This window comes from Lentibacillus sp. JNUCC-1 (assembly GCF_009741735.1).
Lineage (GTDB): Bacteria > Bacillota > Bacilli > Bacillales > Amphibacillaceae > Lentibacillus_B.
On sequence record NZ_WHOH01000001.1, the window covers coordinates 1936408 to 1953934 of the forward strand.

18 protein-coding genes, 2 tRNA genes, 2 rRNA genes and 1 pseudogene are annotated in these 17527 nt (G+C 40.7%); 20 read left to right on the forward strand and 3 right to left on the reverse strand.

The window, feature by feature from the left end; translation table 11 throughout:
* Positions 1-64: 64 nt before the first annotated feature.
* The 4 genes from JNUCC1_RS09070 (at position 65) to JNUCC1_RS09085 (ending at position 3483) form a co-directional block, all read left to right on the forward strand.
* Positions 65-2985, forward strand: a 23S ribosomal RNA gene (locus tag JNUCC1_RS09070).
* A gap of 119 nt (positions 2986-3104) precedes the next feature.
* Positions 3105-3220 (forward strand): 5S ribosomal RNA (rrf, locus tag JNUCC1_RS09075).
* Positions 3221-3323: 103 nt separating this feature from the next.
* A tRNA-Asn gene (locus JNUCC1_RS09080) sits at positions 3324-3398 on the forward strand.
* Between the two features lie 12 nt (positions 3399-3410).
* Positions 3411-3483: transfer RNA gene (locus JNUCC1_RS09085), tRNA-Thr, on the forward strand.
* 96 nt (positions 3484-3579) lie between these two features.
* Here the strand turns inward: JNUCC1_RS09085 and JNUCC1_RS09090 are convergent.
* From JNUCC1_RS09090 to JNUCC1_RS09100, 3 genes are all read right to left on the reverse strand, one after another.
* Positions 3580-4731: a tyrosine-type recombinase/integrase gene (locus JNUCC1_RS09090; RefSeq protein ID WP_156645124.1), complete on the reverse strand. Its 1152-nt coding sequence runs from the start codon at positions 4729-4731 to the stop codon at positions 3580-3582.
* The gene (locus JNUCC1_RS09095; RefSeq protein WP_156645125.1) at positions 4710-4928 is read right to left on the reverse strand and encodes a hypothetical protein; all 219 of its coding nucleotides are present in this window, start codon (positions 4926-4928) and stop codon (positions 4710-4712) included. Before JNUCC1_RS09095 ends, JNUCC1_RS09090 begins: the two co-directional genes overlap by 22 nt.
* Positions 4929-5050: 122 nt before the next feature.
* Positions 5051-5410, reverse strand: coding sequence for a helix-turn-helix domain-containing protein (locus JNUCC1_RS09100; RefSeq protein WP_156645126.1), 360 nt, complete (start codon positions 5408-5410; stop codon positions 5051-5053).
* A gap of 155 nt (positions 5411-5565) precedes the next feature.
* Between JNUCC1_RS09100 and JNUCC1_RS09105 the strand changes: the two genes are divergently transcribed.
* From JNUCC1_RS09105 to JNUCC1_RS09170, 16 genes and pseudogenes are all read left to right on the forward strand, one after another.
* Positions 5566-5793 (forward strand): helix-turn-helix transcriptional regulator, encoded by a 228-nt coding sequence (locus JNUCC1_RS09105; protein ID WP_331713684.1) that lies wholly within the window; start codon positions 5566-5568, stop codon positions 5791-5793.
* 35 nt (positions 5794-5828) lie between these two features.
* The gene (locus tag JNUCC1_RS09110; protein ID WP_156645128.1) at positions 5829-6053 is read left to right on the forward strand and encodes a hypothetical protein; all 225 of its coding nucleotides are present in this window, start codon (positions 5829-5831) and stop codon (positions 6051-6053) included.
* A gap of 15 nt (positions 6054-6068) precedes the next feature.
* Positions 6069-6872 (forward strand): phage replisome organizer N-terminal domain-containing protein, encoded by an 804-nt coding sequence (locus JNUCC1_RS09115; RefSeq protein WP_331713685.1) that lies wholly within the window; start codon positions 6069-6071, stop codon positions 6870-6872.
* Positions 6873-6884: 12 nt separating this feature from the next.
* A complete protein-coding gene (locus JNUCC1_RS09120) occupies positions 6885-7679 on the forward strand; it encodes an ATP-binding protein (RefSeq protein ID WP_156645129.1) in 795 nt (264 codons plus the stop codon).
* Positions 7680-7826: a hypothetical protein gene (locus JNUCC1_RS18245; RefSeq protein ID WP_197431681.1), complete on the forward strand. Its 147-nt coding sequence runs from the start codon at positions 7680-7682 to the stop codon at positions 7824-7826.
* Between the two features lie 131 nt (positions 7827-7957).
* Complete coding sequence (locus tag JNUCC1_RS09125) at positions 7958-8191, forward strand: hypothetical protein (RefSeq protein WP_156645130.1); 234 nt, start codon at positions 7958-7960, stop codon at positions 8189-8191.
* A 20-nt stretch (positions 8192-8211) separates the two neighbouring features.
* Positions 8212-8475: a hypothetical protein gene (locus JNUCC1_RS09130; RefSeq protein ID WP_156645131.1), complete on the forward strand. Its 264-nt coding sequence runs from the start codon at positions 8212-8214 to the stop codon at positions 8473-8475.
* 48 nt (positions 8476-8523) lie between these two features.
* A complete protein-coding gene (locus JNUCC1_RS09135) occupies positions 8524-9003 on the forward strand; it encodes an ArpU family phage packaging/lysis transcriptional regulator (RefSeq protein WP_156645132.1) in 480 nt (159 codons plus the stop codon).
* Between the two features lie 375 nt (positions 9004-9378).
* Positions 9379-9564 carry a hypothetical protein gene (locus JNUCC1_RS19220; protein ID WP_331713686.1) on the forward strand — a complete coding sequence of 62 codons (186 nt, stop codon included), beginning with the start codon at positions 9379-9381 and terminating at the stop codon, positions 9562-9564.
* Positions 9558-9695 carry a hypothetical protein gene (locus tag JNUCC1_RS19225; RefSeq protein WP_331713687.1) on the forward strand — a complete coding sequence of 46 codons (138 nt, stop codon included), beginning with the start codon at positions 9558-9560 and terminating at the stop codon, positions 9693-9695. Before JNUCC1_RS19220 ends, JNUCC1_RS19225 begins: the two co-directional genes overlap by 7 nt.
* A 162-nt stretch (positions 9696-9857) precedes the next feature.
* On the forward strand, positions 9858-10343 hold the full coding sequence (locus JNUCC1_RS09145) for an NUDIX hydrolase (RefSeq protein WP_156645133.1): 486 nt from the start codon (positions 9858-9860) through the stop codon (positions 10341-10343).
* Positions 10344-10783: 440 nt separating this feature from the next.
* Positions 10784-11833, forward strand: a complete 1050-nt coding sequence (locus JNUCC1_RS09150; RefSeq protein ID WP_156644833.1) for a 2,3-butanediol dehydrogenase — start codon at positions 10784-10786, stop codon at positions 11831-11833.
* A 588-nt stretch (positions 11834-12421) separates the two neighbouring features.
* Positions 12422-13981: pseudogene (locus tag JNUCC1_RS09155) on the forward strand (IS3 family transposase).
* Between the two features lie 529 nt (positions 13982-14510).
* The gene (gene ltrA, locus JNUCC1_RS09160) at positions 14511-16304 is read left to right on the forward strand and encodes a group II intron reverse transcriptase/maturase (protein ID WP_331713660.1); all 1794 of its coding nucleotides are present in this window, start codon (positions 14511-14513) and stop codon (positions 16302-16304) included.
* Positions 16305-16639: 335 nt separating this feature from the next.
* Positions 16640-16858: a LysR family transcriptional regulator gene (locus JNUCC1_RS19490; RefSeq protein WP_442915450.1), complete on the forward strand. Its 219-nt coding sequence runs from the start codon at positions 16640-16642 to the stop codon at positions 16856-16858.
* Positions 16859-16866: 8 nt separating this feature from the next.
* Positions 16867-17508 carry a LysR family transcriptional regulator substrate-binding protein gene (locus JNUCC1_RS09170; protein WP_331713733.1) on the forward strand — a complete coding sequence of 214 codons (642 nt, stop codon included), beginning with the start codon at positions 16867-16869 and terminating at the stop codon, positions 17506-17508.
* Positions 17509-17527 lie beyond the last annotated feature (19 nt).

Consider the following 17527-nt stretch of genomic DNA (forward strand, 5'->3'; position numbering starts at 1 on the left):
ACCAAATAAGAGCAATCAAGACATCAAATAAATCGTATGTTTATTCATTGAAATAAAACACGCCAGTTAAGTGAATAAGGGCGCACGGTGGATGCCTTGGTACCAGGAGCCGAAGAAGGACGGGACTAACACCGATATGCCTCGGGGAGCTGTAAGTAAGCTTTGAACCGGGGATTTCCGAATGGGGGAACCCACTGTTCGTAATGGAGCAGTACGCACATCTGAATACATAGGATGTGTGAGGCAGACCCGGGGAACTGAAACATCTCAGTACCCGGAGGAAGAGAAAGCAAAAGCGATTTCCCAAGTAGCGGCGAGCGAAACGGAATCAGCCCAAACCGGCAGGCTTGCCTGTCGGGGTTGTAGGACACACCATATGGAGTTACAAAGCTGTTTGTTAGACGAATCGATCTGGAAAGATCAGCCAAAGACGGTAACAGCCCGGTAGTCAAAAAGAAGCAGCCTCCGGTGTGGATCCTGAGTACGGCGGAACACGAGAAATTCCGTCGGAATCCGGGAGGACCATCTCCCAAGGCTAAATACTCCCTGGTAACCGATAGTGAACCAGTACCGTGAGGGAAAGGTGAAAAGCACCCCGGAAGGGGAGTGAAAGAGAACCTGAAACCGTGTGCCTACAAGTAGTCGGAGCCCGTTAATGGGTGACGGCGTACCTTTTGTAGAATGGACCGGCGAGTTACGATTGCATGCAAGGTTAAGTGGTAGACACGGAGCCGCAGCGAAAGCGAGTCTGAATAGGGCGTATGAGTATGTAGTCGTAGACCCGAAACCGTGTGATCTACCCATGTCCAGGGTGAAGGTCAGGTAACACTGACAGGAGGCCCGAACCCACGTATGTTGAAAAATGCGGGGATGAGGTGTGGGTAGGGGTGAAATGCCAATCGAACACGGAGATAGCTGGTTCTCTCCGAAATAGCTTTAGGGCTAGCCTCAAGATCAGAGTACCGGAGGTAGAGCACTGATTGGACTAGGGGCCCTCATCGGGTTACCGAATTCAGTCAAACTCCGAATGCCGGATACTTATGCTTGGGAGTCAGACTATGGGTGATAAGGTTCATAGTCGAAAGGGAAACAGCCCAGACCGCCAGCTAAGGTCCCAAAGTATACGTTAAGTGGAAAAGGATGTGGCGTTGCACAGACAACCAGGATGTTGGCTTAGAAGCAGCCACCATTTAAAGAGTGCGTAATAGCTCACTGGTCGAGTGACACTGCGCCGAAAATGTACCGGGGCTAAACGTATCACCGAAGCTGCGGATTGTTCTTCGAACAATGGTAGGAGAGCGTTCTAAGTGCTGTGAAGTCAGACCGTGAGGACTGGTGGAGCGCTTAGAAGTGAGAATGCCGGTATGAGTAGCGAAAAAAGAGTGAGAATCTCTTTCACCGAAAGCCCAAGGTTTCCTGAGGAAGGCTCGTCCTCTCAGGGTTAGTCGGGACCTAAGCCGAGGCCGAAAGGCGTAGGCGATGGCCAACAGGTTGATATTCCTGTACCACCTCGTGACCGTTTGAGCGATGGGGGGACGCAGGAGGATAGGACAAGCGCACCGATGGACGTGTGCGCCCAAGCAGCGAGGGAGTTGGATAGGTAAATCCGTCCAACAATCCCAATCTGTGATGGGGAGGGAAATTGAGTACCGAAGTGTCTGAATCCACACTGCCAAGAAAAGCCTCTAGCAAGGTCACAGGTGCCCGTACCGCAAACCGACACAGGTAGGCGCGGAGAGAATCCGAAGGTGAGCGGGAGAACTCTCGTTAAGGAACTCGGCAAAATGACCCCGTAACTTCGGGAGAAGGGGTGCTCCTTTAAGGAGGAGCCGCAGTGAATAGGCCCAAGCGACTGTTTAGCAAAAACACAGGTCTCTGCGAAGCCGAAAGGCGAAGTATAGGGGCTGACACCTGCCCGGTGCTGGAAGGTTAAGGGGACGCGTTAGAGCCTACGGGCTCGAAGCGTAGAACTGAAGCCCCAGTAAACGGCGGCCGTAACTATAACGGTCCTAAGGTAGCGAAATTCCTTGTCGGGTAAGTTCCGACCCGCACGAAAGGTGCAACGACTTGGGCACTGTCTCAACGAGAGACCCGGTGAAATTATACTATGCGTGAAGATGCGCATTACCCGCGACAGGACGGAAAGACCCCGTGGAGCTTTACTGTAGCCTGATATTGAATGTTTGTACAGCTTGTACAGGATAGGTGGGAGCCTTGGAAGCGTGAGCGCCAGCTTACGTGGAGGCACCGGTGGGATACCACCCTGGCTGTACGACCATTCTAACCCAGGACCGTGATCCGGTCCGGAGACAGTGTCAGGCAGGCAGTTTGACTGGGGCGGTCGCCTCCCAAAAGGTAACGGAGGCGCCCAAAGGTTCCCTCAGAATGGTTGGAAATCATTCGCAGAGTGCAAAGGCAGAAGGGAGCTTGACTGCGAGACCTACAAGTCGAGCAGGGACGAAAGTCGGGCTTAGTGATCCGGTGGTTCCGCATGGAAGGGCCATCGCTCAACGGATAAAAGCTACCCCGGGGATAACAGGCTTATCTCCCCCAAGAGTTCACATCGACGGGGAGGTTTGGCACCTCGATGTCGGCTCATCGCATCCTGGGGCTGTAGTCGGTCCCAAGGGTTGGGCTGTTCGCCCATTAAAGCGGTACGCGAGCTGGGTTCAGAACGTCGTGAGACAGTTCGGTCCCTATCCGTCGTGGGCGCAGGAAGTTTGAGAGGAGCTGTCCTTAGTACGAGAGGACCGGGATGGACACACCGCTGGTGTACCAGTTGTTCCGCCAGGAGCATAGCTGGGTAGCTACGTGTGGCAAGGATAAGTGCTGAAAGCATCTAAGCATGAAGCCTCCCTCAAGATGAGACTTCCCATCACTTCGAGTGAGTAAGATCCCTCAGAGACGATGAGGTTGATAGGTCTGGTGTGGAAGCGTGGTGACACGTGAAGCTGACAGATACTAATCGATCGAGGACTTAACTAGCGTAAAGTACGATGATGACTTGACCTCTTATTTGATTTTCAGGGTACAAATTTAAAAAAGAACTTGCATTTTTCGATTAAAATGCTATAATAGTTCTTGTCCTTAAAACAGCATAAAGGTCTGGTGGCAATAGCGAAGAGGTCACACCTGTTCCCATGCCGAACACAGCAGTTAAGCTCTTCTGCGCCGATGGTAGTTGGGGCATCGCCCCTGCAAGAGTAGGTCGCCGCCAGGCAAACTATGTTTTTAAAACCTCTAAACAGTTTGTTAATACTCAGTGATATTTATATATCATTGGGTTTATTAATATCTGAGAGTACATATACAACTCCATTTAATCCACAGTAGCTCAGTGGTAGAGCAATCGGCTGTTAACCGATCGGTCGCAGGTTCGAATCCTGCCTGTGGAGCCAAAAACTTCATATGCTTCCATAGCTCAGCAGGTAGAGCGCTTCCATGGTAAGGAAGAGGTCGCCAGTTCAAATCTGGCTGGAAGCTCTACGGCGTATCCCTTGGGCAATAAGGGATACGCTTTATTTATTGCATGTATATAAAAGGCAAGTATTTGGTTCGAGTGACGGAACGAGTGACGAACTAGAATAAAACGTTGAAAACGTCACTGGCCTTTTGTTCATCCTCTGTTGTGATATGTGAATACATATTTAACGTTGTCCTAATATCTTTATGTCCTAATCTTTTTTGCACGATTTTCATGTTGACACCTTCGCTTAAAATTAAAGATGCAGACGAATGTCTTAAATCATGGAATCGAATACGTTTGATTTTATCTTGATTACGATTCATGAATCTGCCCCACAGTTGAGTTACAGAGTCTGGTCGAAAAGGTTTGCCATGTACATCGCTGAATAAAAGGAAGACTTTCTTCTTATTTTGGTCCTCAAAGCCTGTCCATAAAGTTCCCATATCCTTTTTTAATTGTAATTTCTTTTTATGATAAGCTTGTAATTCCTCCATGAATTTATCAGGAAGTATGATGATTCTAGCATCTTTACCTTTCGTTTCCTTTAATACAATCCCTTTTGACTTAGTGCATTGTAGAGAGCGTTTTACAGTTATTGTATTGCTTTCAAAATCAATTGAGTCATCAGCTATTCCAAGTACTTCTCCACGTCTTAAACCACCGTATAAAGCGCATTTTGCCATTAGTTGATGATGCTCGGGCTGGTCTTCTAGCAGCTTAAAAAGTTCTTTTAATTCATGTTTATTGTAGAAGTCCTTATGTTGCTTCTTTTGCGTTTTAGGTTTAGAAACGTCCTCCATGGGATTCTCTTCTTTGTCAATATATTTCCATACGATCGCATGCTTAAATAAGGATTGCAATACCTTATGTTTCGTTTCCAATGATCCTCTGCCAGCTTTTCTTTCCTCAGTATAGAATTCAATAATGTGTAAAGGTTTGATAGCCTTTATTTTTTTCTTTTTAAAATACCTCTTTATCTGCTTTAAAGAAATATCATAACTTTCAAGTGTTGCCATATCTAATTCCGTTTGTGCGTAGTTTGTTCTCCATCTATCTATAAAGGCTGGCATGTATGGATTATCAATAGATAAATGAGAGTTCTCCATGATTTCTTGCTCAAATTTACTTAAAAGTCTTCTTGCCTCCCTTTTCCCACTTGCTTGAATAACCTTTGTCCGTCTGTTTCTCGAACCATCAGGATTTGATTCTAATTCCACGAACAATTTGTATTTTTTGTTTGGTATTAATTCGACGAATGAAGCCATTGTTGATTCTCCTTTTCACTTGAAATGGTTATTTTGCACTTTTGTGCGTCATTAAGCTCGGTCATCTGGTTCAAGTAATTAATGAGTTCAAACCACATCTTTTGTTGTTCGTCGTTCTTATTTAGAAAGACATTTACCTCTCCATTTAATGTATTAACTTCGCTGTGTCCTTCTAAAAAGTATACATGAACTTCCAAAAGAGCACCTCCAATTACCGCTATTTTTTTTTTATTATATACTTCCTATCATATAATGCAAACACATGTTCTGTTTTGTGTTAAAAATAAATCTCTAGTTCAACTAGAGATCGTAACTAATTTTATTTTCTGTCAGGATCGCTTTTAATTATTTCCCACATTCTACGTAATTTCTTTAAGTCCTCTTCGTCAGATTGAGGCAACTCTGTGTACCATCTTTCTAAGTCAGGGTCTGTTATTGCCTTGAAAAACTCTTTCTCATCTTTTCTATCTATAGGTGTAGGGTTATCTGTTCTTCCAAGAAGGTAATCAATACTAACTTCATAATAATCGGCAAGAGATTGTAAAATATCATAATCGGGTGTTCGCGTCTTTTTTTCATATGCTGTATAAGCAGGTCTTGAAACACCAATAATTTTGGATATTTGCTCTTGCGTCAAGTTTTTTTGCTTTCTTAAATAAATCAGCCTTTTACTTAGCATTGTTCTCCTCCTAGTAAGTTCATTATACTGTAACGTTTCGTTACAATAAAGGTAATGTAACAAAACGAAACAAAAAAGTATTTTTACCCTTGACTATGTAACAAAATGATACTATTATAAATGTAACGAATTGTTACATGTGGGAGGTGGTATATGTGGAAACAAAAAGAACATGGCTCAAACAATATAGGCATTTAAAGGGATACAACCAGGATCAGGTTGCCCGACAAGTTGACATTAAAAGATCGTATTATAATATGATCGAAAATGGAAAAAGAAATCCAAGCACAAAAGTAGCGAAGAATATAGCAGATTATCTTCAATTTGATTGGACTATTTTTTTTGAACACGAATGTAACGATGTGAAACAAAATGTTCTTTAGAAGATGAGGTACAAACACAGAAGGAGGTAATATAAATGCAAACTGTAGAAAGAGAAACTAAAGTTCGAGTAGTTAGAGGAGCGAAAAGCTTATCACGCTATTTACTTAATGAAATTGGTATAGAGATGTCGGAGGCAACAATATATCGGTTAATCAAACAAGAAAACATTCCATTTAACCGCCCAAGTGCCGGCATTCTATTATTTAATCTGAATGCAATTGATGAGTGGTTATTACATGAAGACTATGGATCTATTTAATTAGGGGGTGTTGAAGTGAGCAATATTAAATGGATTAAGTTAAGCACCGCCATGTTCGATGATGAGAAAATAAGACTGATAGAAAAGCTTCCAGAAGCTGATACCATTCTTATCATTTGGATTAAGTTGCTTTCACAAGCTGGGAGAACAAATGCCAACGGTTATATTTATTTGAACGAAAATGTCCCTTATACGGAGGAAATGCTTGCTACTATATTCGATAGGTCACTCAATACAGTGAGACTTGCCTTAAAAACGTTAAGAGAGTTCGGGATGATCTTTATTGATGATGATTCCTTTATCCGGATATCAAACTGGGAAAAGCATCAAAATGTTGAAGGAATGGACCGTGTAAGAAAGCTGAATGCAGAGCGTAATAAAAGATATCGTGAAAGAAAGAAGCAGCAACTAATAGAAGATAAACCCGAGGACGTTAGCGTGACGTCACGTGACGGTACAGAAGAAGAACTAGATAAAGAACAAGATATAGAAATAGAAAAAGAACAAGAAAAAGATGTAGCGAAGATTGTTCAGTTTTGGGATGAAAACGGATTTGGTGTGAATAATATTCATGCAAAAAAACAGTTGTTGTTGTGGTTGGATGATTCTTCTTTTAAAGATCCTGGCGAAATCATTTTAAAAGCATTAAATATTGCTTGTGAAAATGATGCTAGACGACTTAAATATGCGGAAGGCATCTTAAAGAATTGGGAAAAGGAATCTTTACTAACCGTTGAAGAAATCGACCAGAATCACAAAACCCGAAATAAACAAGTTGTAAGTCAAATAGAGTACGATCCGAATAGAGATAGATTTTAGGAGGTGCTATCGATGGAAGCAGCTGGATCACTTCTTAAAAAGTCATTCCCTTTTAAAGAATGTCATGAAAAAGAATGTGAGCAATGTGGAAGTCTGTACAAATTATATGAAACACCTAAAGGCGTTCTTGGAGCATGTAAACATTGTATGGACCATCAACTATTAAAGGAGCTAAACGTGCCAACAAAAGAAGAAAGAGAAAGGCTAAAAGAAAAGCGGTTTATTGCAACTTTTGAACGAGTTACACACGATTTGAAGGAAGCAACGATTGATTCCTATATACCGACAGAAACATCACAGTCGAAAGCAAAAGAAGTAGCCAGACAATATGTCAAAACCTTTGATGGTGTTCATTCACTTCTGTTTAGCGGAAGTTGTGGCCTCGGAAAAAGCCATTTATCTTTTGCAATTACTAAAGAGCTGCGGCAAAAAGGTTATAAAACGCTCTATATAAAGGTCACTGATCTATTTGATTTTATCAAAAACACGTACAAACCTAATTCAAATTTAGATGAGATGCAGATCTTCAAAATGGCAGACGAGTTAGACTTGTTGGTGCTTGATGATATTGGTTCTGAATATGTAAAGGCAAACGAATATGGACATGAAAGCTGGGCATCTGATGTGTTGTATAAAATATTCGATATGCGACTCAATAAATCGGTTATTTGCTCAACGAATTACTCTGAAAAAATGCTTACTGAGAAATATGGAAATCACGGAGGCCGTATTATTGATCGGATGATGGACCTGACAAAAGCCGTACGCCTTGAAGGAGAAAGTTACAGACGAAAGGAGAGGTTTTAAATGTGGGAAGGAATGAAAAGTGTAATGGTATTTGACTCAAAGGATAGTCAAGAAGAAACCGAACGTAAATGGATTGAATGGAACCGGCATAAAAGCGCCGTTGGTGACAAATATGTACCAACGGCAGAGGAAACTAAAAAAGATTAATAGAAGGCGAACGTCATGGTAAAAGATATGCCTAGTATCTTCTGACGTTCCCAACACATGCTTAGATATTATACCATTCATTGACGGATAGTTAAATAAAGGGTATGCGATTTAATTGGGGAGGCTTTATTTTGCGAGCTGTAAACAATACTGATAAAAAGGAAATTCAAATACAGGCAAGTTATTCAGAAGCACATTTTATTGGTGAAGCTCTTTCATCCCATCGGTTTCTTGTGCAGCGACTTTATGGGATGAATAGCGAAGAGGAAAAATATATCGATGAACTGTTGTATGCAATTAGAAATCCATCAGTTAAAAAGAGAAGGCATGAGAGCGAGAAAGATAGCTTAGAAATGGAAATTTGAAGTATGGAGGGGGGAACAACATGCTTGATGTGAATACGCAAATGCATGTTTATGAATACCTTGGAATAGAAAATGATCCTCTTTATAACAAAATAGCCGAATTAGAGGTCAATCAGTCTATCCAGATTCCTGAAACAAACATGCAAATAACAAAAAATAGATTTGGGATGTATGAAATTGTATCAACTGAACAGCACGAATGTTATTCATCGGCTCAATCTTTATATGAACAGATTAATGCTTTACTGAATGCCCTTCCCTTGGGAGGTTGTGAAAGAATTTAAGCAGAATGCGTGGGAGCTTTACTATAAATAATGAAAGGATGACGGTAAATGAATTTTGCTGCTGATATCGAAGGGGTTTTTACGAGAGAAGAAATAGAATCATTTCTAAGGGATGAACAACAATTTTATATTGACTATGCAGAGGAAAACTGGCTGAACCGATATTTCAAGGTAAAGGCGATGTCACAAAAAACACATGTACCAAGCATTACTTCCGTTATATCAGATATGCCAGGTGGTTCAAATCTTAATCATAGTAAAACAGAGCAATTTGCTCTGAAATCTATTCAAGCTAGTGAGTGGTTAGATACATTATTTTATGCAATGGAGTCGCTTACTTCAGCTGAACAGAAATTAATAGAAATGAAGTACATGAAGAAGCGTAATGATGGGTCCAGGTACAGTGATGAAGTCATTTATCCTCAATTGTTTATCGGAAAGACAAGATACTATGAGCTAAAAAAGGAAGCTTTAGAAATGCTGGGCAGAAATTTATATGGTTTATTTAGCGAGAGAGGATGGTCGTAATGGTTGTTTTGACGAAGGGGGTTAAGAAAACAGTATTAGCTATATTGTTGCTAATACTGTTTATTGCTTTCTTCACTTTATGTGGGATTGTATTTCTGGCTACACTCCAGTGGTTTATGCAAACTGAATTTTATCTGAGTATGGTTGGATCTGTTGAGTTTTGGATATGGGTGTTAGGTATTCCGTTACTTGTTTTATTTTTTGTGTTTTGTTCAAATATTGCTTAAGATTTTGTTGAATAGAGTTGTAACCTTAAATCCCTTTAGATATAATTACCTAAAGGGATTTGTTGTGCTGAAATAACATACCAGTATGCCACAAACGGGCCAGTTTGTTGAGGAAAAATTTAGAAGGGAAAATGGGGTGGGATGAAATATGATTGATGCTGGTTGGCTTAACATCGGCAGTTTGATTCTTGGGTTAGTAGCTTGGATAATCCCTGCTATTAATCTTGTGGAAAAAAACAAAAGAATAATAAATGGGTTACTCTTACCATTATCAGTTTCAGCGCTTGCGCTATCGCAATATGTTTTCAAATCTTTTATAACCTTTACTTGGTAAAGATTGAAGACTTTGCTGCTCTGGCGGATACAATGCGCGGTGTAGCTGTTGCTTCAACGGTACTTGTCATTGTTACCATTTTATTAAATGTCTTTACGTTGTTTTTACATCGGAATAGGGGTGCTTTGTAAAACAATCGGGCGCTTTCCTTGAATAAGAAGGCGTCCTTCAATCAAACATGAATAAATTTCAATTCAATAAGCGTGCGCTTTCGCGGAATAAGGCAGTGCCAATCTGTATTGGTTTAGGGCCATTTTGTTGCATAAAGTAAAACGGAAATAGGGGGACTTAATATGGCCGATAATAAATTTCACAGGGCTTTTGGAGTTTATGGAATATTTGTGGAAGATGAAGAATTGTTAGTTATAAATAAGAATGGTGGACCATACATAAACCGTTTCGATTTACCTGGTGGAAGTTTGGAAGATGGCGAAACTTTATCGGAGGCTATGAAACGAGAATTCCTTGAAGAAACGGGTATTGAAATTGAAATTGTAAAAAACATTGGGGCTACGGATTTTAAGCTGCCTTGGATGTGGAAAGAGTTTACGGATGTCCATCATATTGCCGTCTATTACCTTGTGAGAAAAATTGGCGGGAAATTACAAACACCTGAACAATTTGAGGGGCAGGACTCATTAGGTGCCGTGTGGGTAAAAGAAAAAGATATTTCTTTTGAGAATGCTTCTCCATTAGTTCTAAAAGCGTTTGAATGGTTAAAGACAGAAGACTTGGGAATAGATGCTAATGTTTATACGGATTGGCAGGTTCTAAAATAAATCATCTTTGTTCCAGAATAGGGCGCCATTCTTGAATAAGGATTAGCGTGAGCATCATATATAAGGGTCATATTATTGAATAAAATAATCCATATACGATGAAAATAAAAAGAGATTCAGATGAGGGGGAATTCTTCTTATGATATTTGTACGGTTAAATAAAAGTTCACTGAATAAACTGGATAAGTAAAAAGGTAAATATCGTGGAATGGTAAAATTATATGAACAAAGACCCGAGAATAAACCATGCCACCGAATTAAAATAAACAATCGCAAAACTGTTAATGAGATATGTGTATTTGGTTAGAAATTAAAGTCTATTTAATAGAAGGTTGGAAAAATCAATAGTATAATAAAATCATAGGAATTAATATTGATTATTCCTTCAATATAGTATTCTTATAACTATTTTCTACTAATTAAGCAGGAGGTAATATCCAATGAAAGCTGCAGTCTGGTATGGAAAAAAAGACTTACGGGTAGACGAAATAGAACTAAAACAAACGAAAGATACCGATGTTAAAGTAAGGGTAGCTTGGGCAGGTATTTGTGGCAGTGATTTACATGAGTATGAAGAGGGACCGGTGTTTGTACCAAATGAAAAAGAGGATCCGTTAACTGGAGAAATCGCTCCGCTAACCATGGGGCATGAATTTGCAGGTGTTATTGAAGAAGTAGGTCCAAAGGTGACAAAATATAAAGTTGGCGATAGAGTAGCAATTAATCCAACAATCACTTATGGAAATAAGCCGGAAGACCTTGATCCTTATGATGGGTTTAGCTTTATTGGTCTTCACAGTGACGGTGGTTTTACTAAATACGCAAATGTACCGGAAGATAACGTTTATCTACTTCCAGAATCTTTAACACTACAGGATGGAGCTTTAGTAGAACCAACTGCGGTTGCCGTACAAGCTGTAAAAGAAGGGAAACTGCAGTTTGGTGATACGGTAGCTGTATTTGGTGCAGGTCCAATTGGTTTAATGACAATTATTGCAGCTAAAGCTGCTGGTGCCAGCAAGATTATTGCTTTAGATTTGTCGGAAACTAGAATTGAGAAAGCAAAAGAATTAGGAGCAACCCATGTCGTTAACTCTAGCGAACAAGATGCTGTTACAGCGATCAAGGAAATTGTTCCAGATGGAGTAGATGTTTCCTTTGAAGTTGCCGGAGTAGCACCAACATTTAAACAAGCAATTGATTCAACAAGAGCACGTGGAACAATGGTTATTGTGTCTATATTTGCTAGGGAGATTGAATGGAATCCAATACAGCTTACAAATACAGGTGTAAAAGTTACATCAACAATCGCATATACACCTACTACATTCCAACAAACTGTAGATTTAATGGGAACAGGACAATTAAAACCACAGGGAATTATTACAGACCAAATTCAATTGGATGATATTGTTGAAAATGGATTCGAAGCATTGACAAACGATAAATCACAAGCAAAAATAGTAGTTGAATTAAGTGGTGAGAAATAAAATGTATTATTTAACCCTGAGTAGCAGCTGTTACTTGGGGTTTTGTTATCACTGTCAGCTAGGTCCAGGTAGATAAATTAGCGAAGTGATATTGAACTCTTCTTTAAGAAGAATATTGACGATATTCTGCAATACCAGCTAATAGTAGAAGTGGATAATTCCATTAACGGGCGCGCGCGACAAGCTTTGCTATAAACGCTACCAAGCGTGAAAGGCGGAGAATTCATAAATGAATTCTAACTTTACAACCAAGGAAGGGAATGACGGAACCATGTTTCCCAAAACCATCCCGTCAATACTCCTGCATGCGTTGTGACTGACAGGTTACAGGGTTTGAAGTACAGGTGGATAAGGCAGAACGAAGGCTGAAGCCACTCCCACGGAGAAGGTATGCCAACGGATATGCCCTACGGCTGAAAAACTGGATATGGTGAGAATGGCTTCAAAGATATGGAGCTGACGAATAACCGAATATACAGGTCTAAAGTTTGAACATAGGGAAACTTATGTCCCATCCCCCTCTGTTAGGATAGTTGTCGTACGAGGCAAACGTGGTATGATTAACTAAATAACACGGAGGTCATCGTAATGACAAATAATGGGATACGTTATTCAGAAGAACGAAAGGCTGCGATAGTGAAGCGGATGATGCCACCACAAAATGAATCCGTAAAGGCATTAAGTGAGGAAGTAGGTATTTCCGACGCAACGTTGTATAAATGGCGGAAAGAGGCCAGGGAGTCAGGTGCGGCAACACCTGGAAACGGACAAAACAGCGACCGTTGGAGCAGTGAAGATAAGTTTTTGATTGTTATGGAAACATATGCCATGAATGAGGAAGAGATAGCGGAGTATTGCCGCAAGAAAGGCTTGTACCGTGAACAGATTAATGCTTGGCAACAAGTTTGTCTTCAGGCAAACGGCAATGCTTTTAACCAAGCCAAAGCGTTAACTGGACAACTAAAAGAGGAAAAACAGCGATCCAAAACATTGGAAAAGGATCTTCAAAAAAAGGAGAAGGCGCTGGCAGAAGCTGCCGCATTGTTACTCCTAAGAAAAAAGGCCCGAGCGATTTGGGGGACCAAGAGGACGAATGATAGGCCCACCAGATCGCGCACGTGCCGTGGAATTGATTCAAGAAGCTAATCGAAATGGCGCACGTCTTTCAAAGGCATGTGAAGAATTGCATATTCATGTGCGGACCTATCAGCGGTGGGTGTCTGAAGGCGATGTCAAAGTCGATCAGCGCCCGCATGCCAAACGGCCCACGCCTAAAAATAAACTATCGGAAGAAGAAAGGGCAGAAATTTTAGAAGTTGTGAACCGAGAAGAATATGCCGATTTACCTCCTACTCAGATTGTGCCGCAACTGGCCGATCAGGAGAAGTATATCGCATCTGAATCGACCTTCTATCGCGTACTGCGTGAAGAAGAAATGCAGAATCATCGTGGCCGCAGTCAGAAGCCCAAAAGACGGGTTCCTGAAAGCCATCTAGCAACTGCGCCGAACCAAGTTTGGACATGGGATATCACATGGCTTGGGGGCCTGTGAAAGGACTGTTCTACCGACTGTATTTGATTCTTGACCTGTTCAGTCGCAAAGCTGTGGGTTGGGAAGTATGGGAATCAGAGGAGGCCCAATACGCTGAGAAACTCGTAAAGAAAGCTGTGCTTAAAGAGGGGATAAAAGGCAGCCCTTTGGTACTACACTCTGATAATGGCAGCCCTATGAAGGCCGCGACATTCCTTGGGTTACTTGAGACCTTGGGCATTCAAAGCTCGTTCTCTAGGCCGCGCGTAAGCAATGACAATCCATTTTCGGAGGCAATGTTCCGCACACTTAAGTACCGTCCTGAGTTCCCTCATAAAGGGTTTGCTTCCTTGGAGGATGCGAGAAAGTGGGCAGGACAGTTTATTAAGTGGTACAACGAGGTTCATTTACACAGCGGTTTAAATTTCGTGACCCCTGCACAATGCCATAGTGGAGAATTTAAAGATATATTGGCAAAAAGGCATGACGTATATGAACAAGCAAAGCAACATCATCCAGAACGCTGGGGCGCAAGAAACACAAGGGGTTGGTCACCTCATGAAGAGGTTGCATTGAATCCTATGCGTGAAGAGACTTTATTGGCTATAGGAGATTAATAGAATGGGTTTTTTATCACCTGATGATTTGAAATGAAAGAATGGTTTCCCTTTCATTTCAAATCATCAGGGCAGCAAGCAAAGCGCGGTAGCTATGGTCATATGGCGTGAAATTTAAAGAAGCTAAACTGCTTCATGCGACAACTATGTTGACAAACACCGCATCCAACGATGGGGTGAGTGGTGTGCAGTAAAAATGCGCCCTATGAAACACGCTATACCGAACAAAGGCGGTATCCAGCTCACAGGCTTCCAGGGGACACCTAAGTTCAGTACGGATAGCTAGGTTGTAAGGGACTTGGAAAACAAGGAACGTTGAAACAAGGACTGTCATCCGAAACGTTTGCTATAAGACTTATGCCGAAGGGCATTTATCCTTGTGAGGGTAGGGGCATGACTGATGAATTTCCTGTAATGGGAATGGAGGAACAGCCCCAAGTCTAATAAAATGAAAAGTTATTTTCCATACGTGCATTGCACCGGTCGGGTAGGAACGTGGGAACATCACTCCAACAGGAGGGATGCCACAGTGCAAGCTTTACGATATTGGGATTACTACGATATGACGGAAACGTTTACGGATTTATATGATAAAAGTTTGAATCAACAAGCTTTTTCACATCTTTACGATGTTATCATATCAAGAGAAAATATCTTGCTTGCTTATCGTACTATCAAGTCCAACAAAGGGTCTAAGACACCTGGAACGGATAGAAGAACGATAAGTGATATGAAAAAATGGTCTGAAGAAAAACTCATGATGGAAATCCGAAACCAGCTAGAAAACTATTGTCCGAAAAAGGTTAGACGAAAATGGATTGAAAAAGATAATGGAAAGTGGAGACCCCTCGGCATCCCTTGTATATTAGATCGAATCATTCAACAATGTTTTAAACAAGTGCTTGAACCGATTGCGGAAGCCCAGTTCTATAATCATAGTTATGGATTTAGACCATTACGTTCTGCGCATCACGCCATGGCAAGAATTCAATCTTTAATCAATCAAGCCCATTTTCATTTTGTGGTGGACATTGATATAAAGGGATTCTTTGACCATATTAACCATACATTGCTTATTAAGCAACTATGGAATATGGGAATCCAAGACCGAAAAGTACTAGCTTGTATTGGCAAAATGCTCAAAGCTGAAATAGATGGTGAAGGAACACCATCTCAAGGCGTTCCGCAGGGTGGATTGTTATCAACTTTACTTGCAAACGTTGTGCTGAATGACCTCGACCAATGGGTTGCGGGACAGTGGGAATTCTTCCCTCTTTCCAAATCTTTTCAATCTAGGACTGGTGAAACACTAGCCAAAAAGCGTACTAATCTGAAGGAAGGCTATCTCGTTCGCTATGCGGATGATTTTAAAATTTTATGTAAGGATGGAAAAACAGCCCAAAAATGGTACCATGCCGTGAGGCTATTTCTCAAAGACCGTTTGGGACTGGATATTTCGCCTGAAAAATCACAGATAGTGAATTTACGGAAAAGAGAATCCGAATTTCTAGGATTCACCATCCGAGCTGACAAAAAGGGTAAAAAGCGTGTTGCACGCACTGGCATTAAAGCGAGTAAAAAACGCAAAATCAAAGAAGAGGCTAAGAAACTAATTCGGAGAATTAGAACCTCTCCCTCGGCAATGAATGCGTTGCTTTTCAATAGTTTTGTTTTAGGAATTCATCAATATTTCAAAAGGGCTACCAAGGTTAATCTCGAGTTTTCACGTCTTGCCTATGATTTAGGTGCGTTCATTTACAATCATCTTAGACCAGTGGGCAAATACGGTCATCCAGCTAATCCGCCACCAACTTATAAAAAGATGTATCCTAATAGATTTAAAACATTTCAAATTGCTGGTGTATATCTATTCCCACTTTCGGATGTAAAAACGTTGAATGCCTTTGGATTTACTCCAAAAATGACGCCTTTCACGGAAGAAGGAAGGAATATGATACACAAAAAGCTGCGTTCAGACATCCAAAGCGAAATAGGCTTACTCATGAAATCAACACTTCCAAACCGAAGTATTGAATACATGGATAACCGAATCAGCAGGTACAGTATGAAGATGGGAAAATGTGAAATCACAGGCGCTGAATTGCCTGCGGCTGATGTTCACTGTCACCATTATGTACCATTAAGCCTTGGCGGAAATGACCAATTTGATAATCTCCGTATCCTTCATAAAGGAATACACAAGTTAATCCATGCCACTAATAAAAAGATGATTGATGGACTTATAAAAGGATTTCAGCTTACTGGAGACATGATAAATAAAGTCAATCGTTTCCGTAGGAAATGTGAGCTTGAAACGATTTAAAAATTCCAAACATGAAGTAACGAGGAACTTATAACTCAGTATATTTTGTTAGATGGAACGCGGAGTGCGGGGAAACCTGCACGCTCCGTGTGGAGCAGGGGAAAAGCTGGAGATGACCTCAAAGGCTTACCTATTGCAAACTATTCTGGAACAAGAATATGCGCCCTGTAAGTGAAGACGCAATACTGTTAAATAAAGCATCCAGATAGTAGGATTTCTGTATTCATGGTATAATGAAGATGGGCTGTGGGCTTGTTTTTGACAGGTCAAATACATTTTCCACCTTGCAATTATTATTTCTCATCCAGAGGTGAGCTGACGTGGAATATAGACAAATGAAATACTTTGTTACAATAGTTAATACGAGAAGTTATTCCGAGGCTGCTAAAAGCTTATTTGTGACTCAACCGACATTGTCGTGGAACATGCAAAAGTTGGAGGAGGAATTGAATGTTAACTTATTCGATAAGTCGAATCAAAGTGTAAGATTAACTCAACCAGGCCAAATTTTTTATGAAGGTTCGAAAAAATTCTGGCTGATGTTGGTAGTCTGATCACAAATATCGAAGAAGAAGTTAAAAAAGAGAACAAGAAATTAAAAGTTGGTATGACAGTCTTGTTCGCGATTCAATATATGGATCAAATTGTTCATTACATAACAATGAATCCTGATGTTGAACTGGCGTTCGCCCAAGGCGGCTCTGTTAAATTACAAAGAATGTTAGCTACTAAAGAAATAGATATTGGCCTTTTGTCGTTTCCTAATTATGAACCATCGATTACGATTCAAAAGCTTAAAACATCTCATCACAGTTATGATGTATCTGTGGTCATGCCTTATGACCATCCGCTTGCAGATAAGAAGTCTATTAAAATATCTGATCTTGAGGGGTATAAGATATGTTCTCTTTCTGATAGTTATGTTTTAGGCAGGGTAATTGAAGAACGTTGCCATGACTATGGTTTTCATCCCAATATTATTTTTACGAATAGTAACTGGGAAGTTATTTTACAGAACACATTAACAACCGGTGGAATAACATTTATGCCTACTCCACTGAAAAAATTGAGTAATTTCGGTGAATTAGTATGGATTCCATTAGACGATAAAGCTAATCAATTTGAAATCGGTGTAGCTAAGCGAAAAGATGAACAATTAAATTCGGTTGCTGTTAAGTTTATTGACCATATCAAACATAACTAGCTTGTTATTTGAGGCAAGC

Bases quoted from the DNA above. Each gene is read 5' to 3' on its own strand.
- JNUCC1_RS18245 (WP_197431681.1), top strand. From the start codon at position 7,680: ATGTGGGAAGGAATGAAAAGTGTAATGGTATTTGACTCAAAGGATAGT.
- JNUCC1_RS09135 (WP_156645132.1), top strand. From the start codon at position 8,524: ATGAATTTTGCTGCTGATATCGAAGGGGTTTTTACGAGAGAAGAAATA.
- JNUCC1_RS09090 (WP_156645124.1), bottom strand. From the start codon at position 4,731: ATGGCTTCATTCGTCGAATTAATACCAAACAAAAAATACAAATTGTTC.
- JNUCC1_RS19490 (WP_442915450.1), top strand. From the start codon at position 16,640: ATGAAATACTTTGTTACAATAGTTAATACGAGAAGTTATTCCGAGGCT.
- JNUCC1_RS09110 (WP_156645128.1), top strand. From the start codon at position 5,829: ATGCAAACTGTAGAAAGAGAAACTAAAGTTCGAGTAGTTAGAGGAGCG.
- JNUCC1_RS19220 (WP_331713686.1), top strand. From the start codon at position 9,379: ATGATTGATGCTGGTTGGCTTAACATCGGCAGTTTGATTCTTGGGTTA.
- JNUCC1_RS09120 (WP_156645129.1), top strand. From the start codon at position 6,885: ATGGAAGCAGCTGGATCACTTCTTAAAAAGTCATTCCCTTTTAAAGAA.
- JNUCC1_RS09100 (WP_156645126.1), bottom strand. From the start codon at position 5,410: ATGCTAAGTAAAAGGCTGATTTATTTAAGAAAGCAAAAAAACTTGACG.
- JNUCC1_RS09150 (WP_156644833.1), top strand. From the start codon at position 10,784: ATGAAAGCTGCAGTCTGGTATGGAAAAAAAGACTTACGGGTAGACGAA.
- JNUCC1_RS09130 (WP_156645131.1), top strand. From the start codon at position 8,212: ATGCTTGATGTGAATACGCAAATGCATGTTTATGAATACCTTGGAATA.
- JNUCC1_RS09145 (WP_156645133.1), top strand. From the start codon at position 9,858: ATGGCCGATAATAAATTTCACAGGGCTTTTGGAGTTTATGGAATATTT.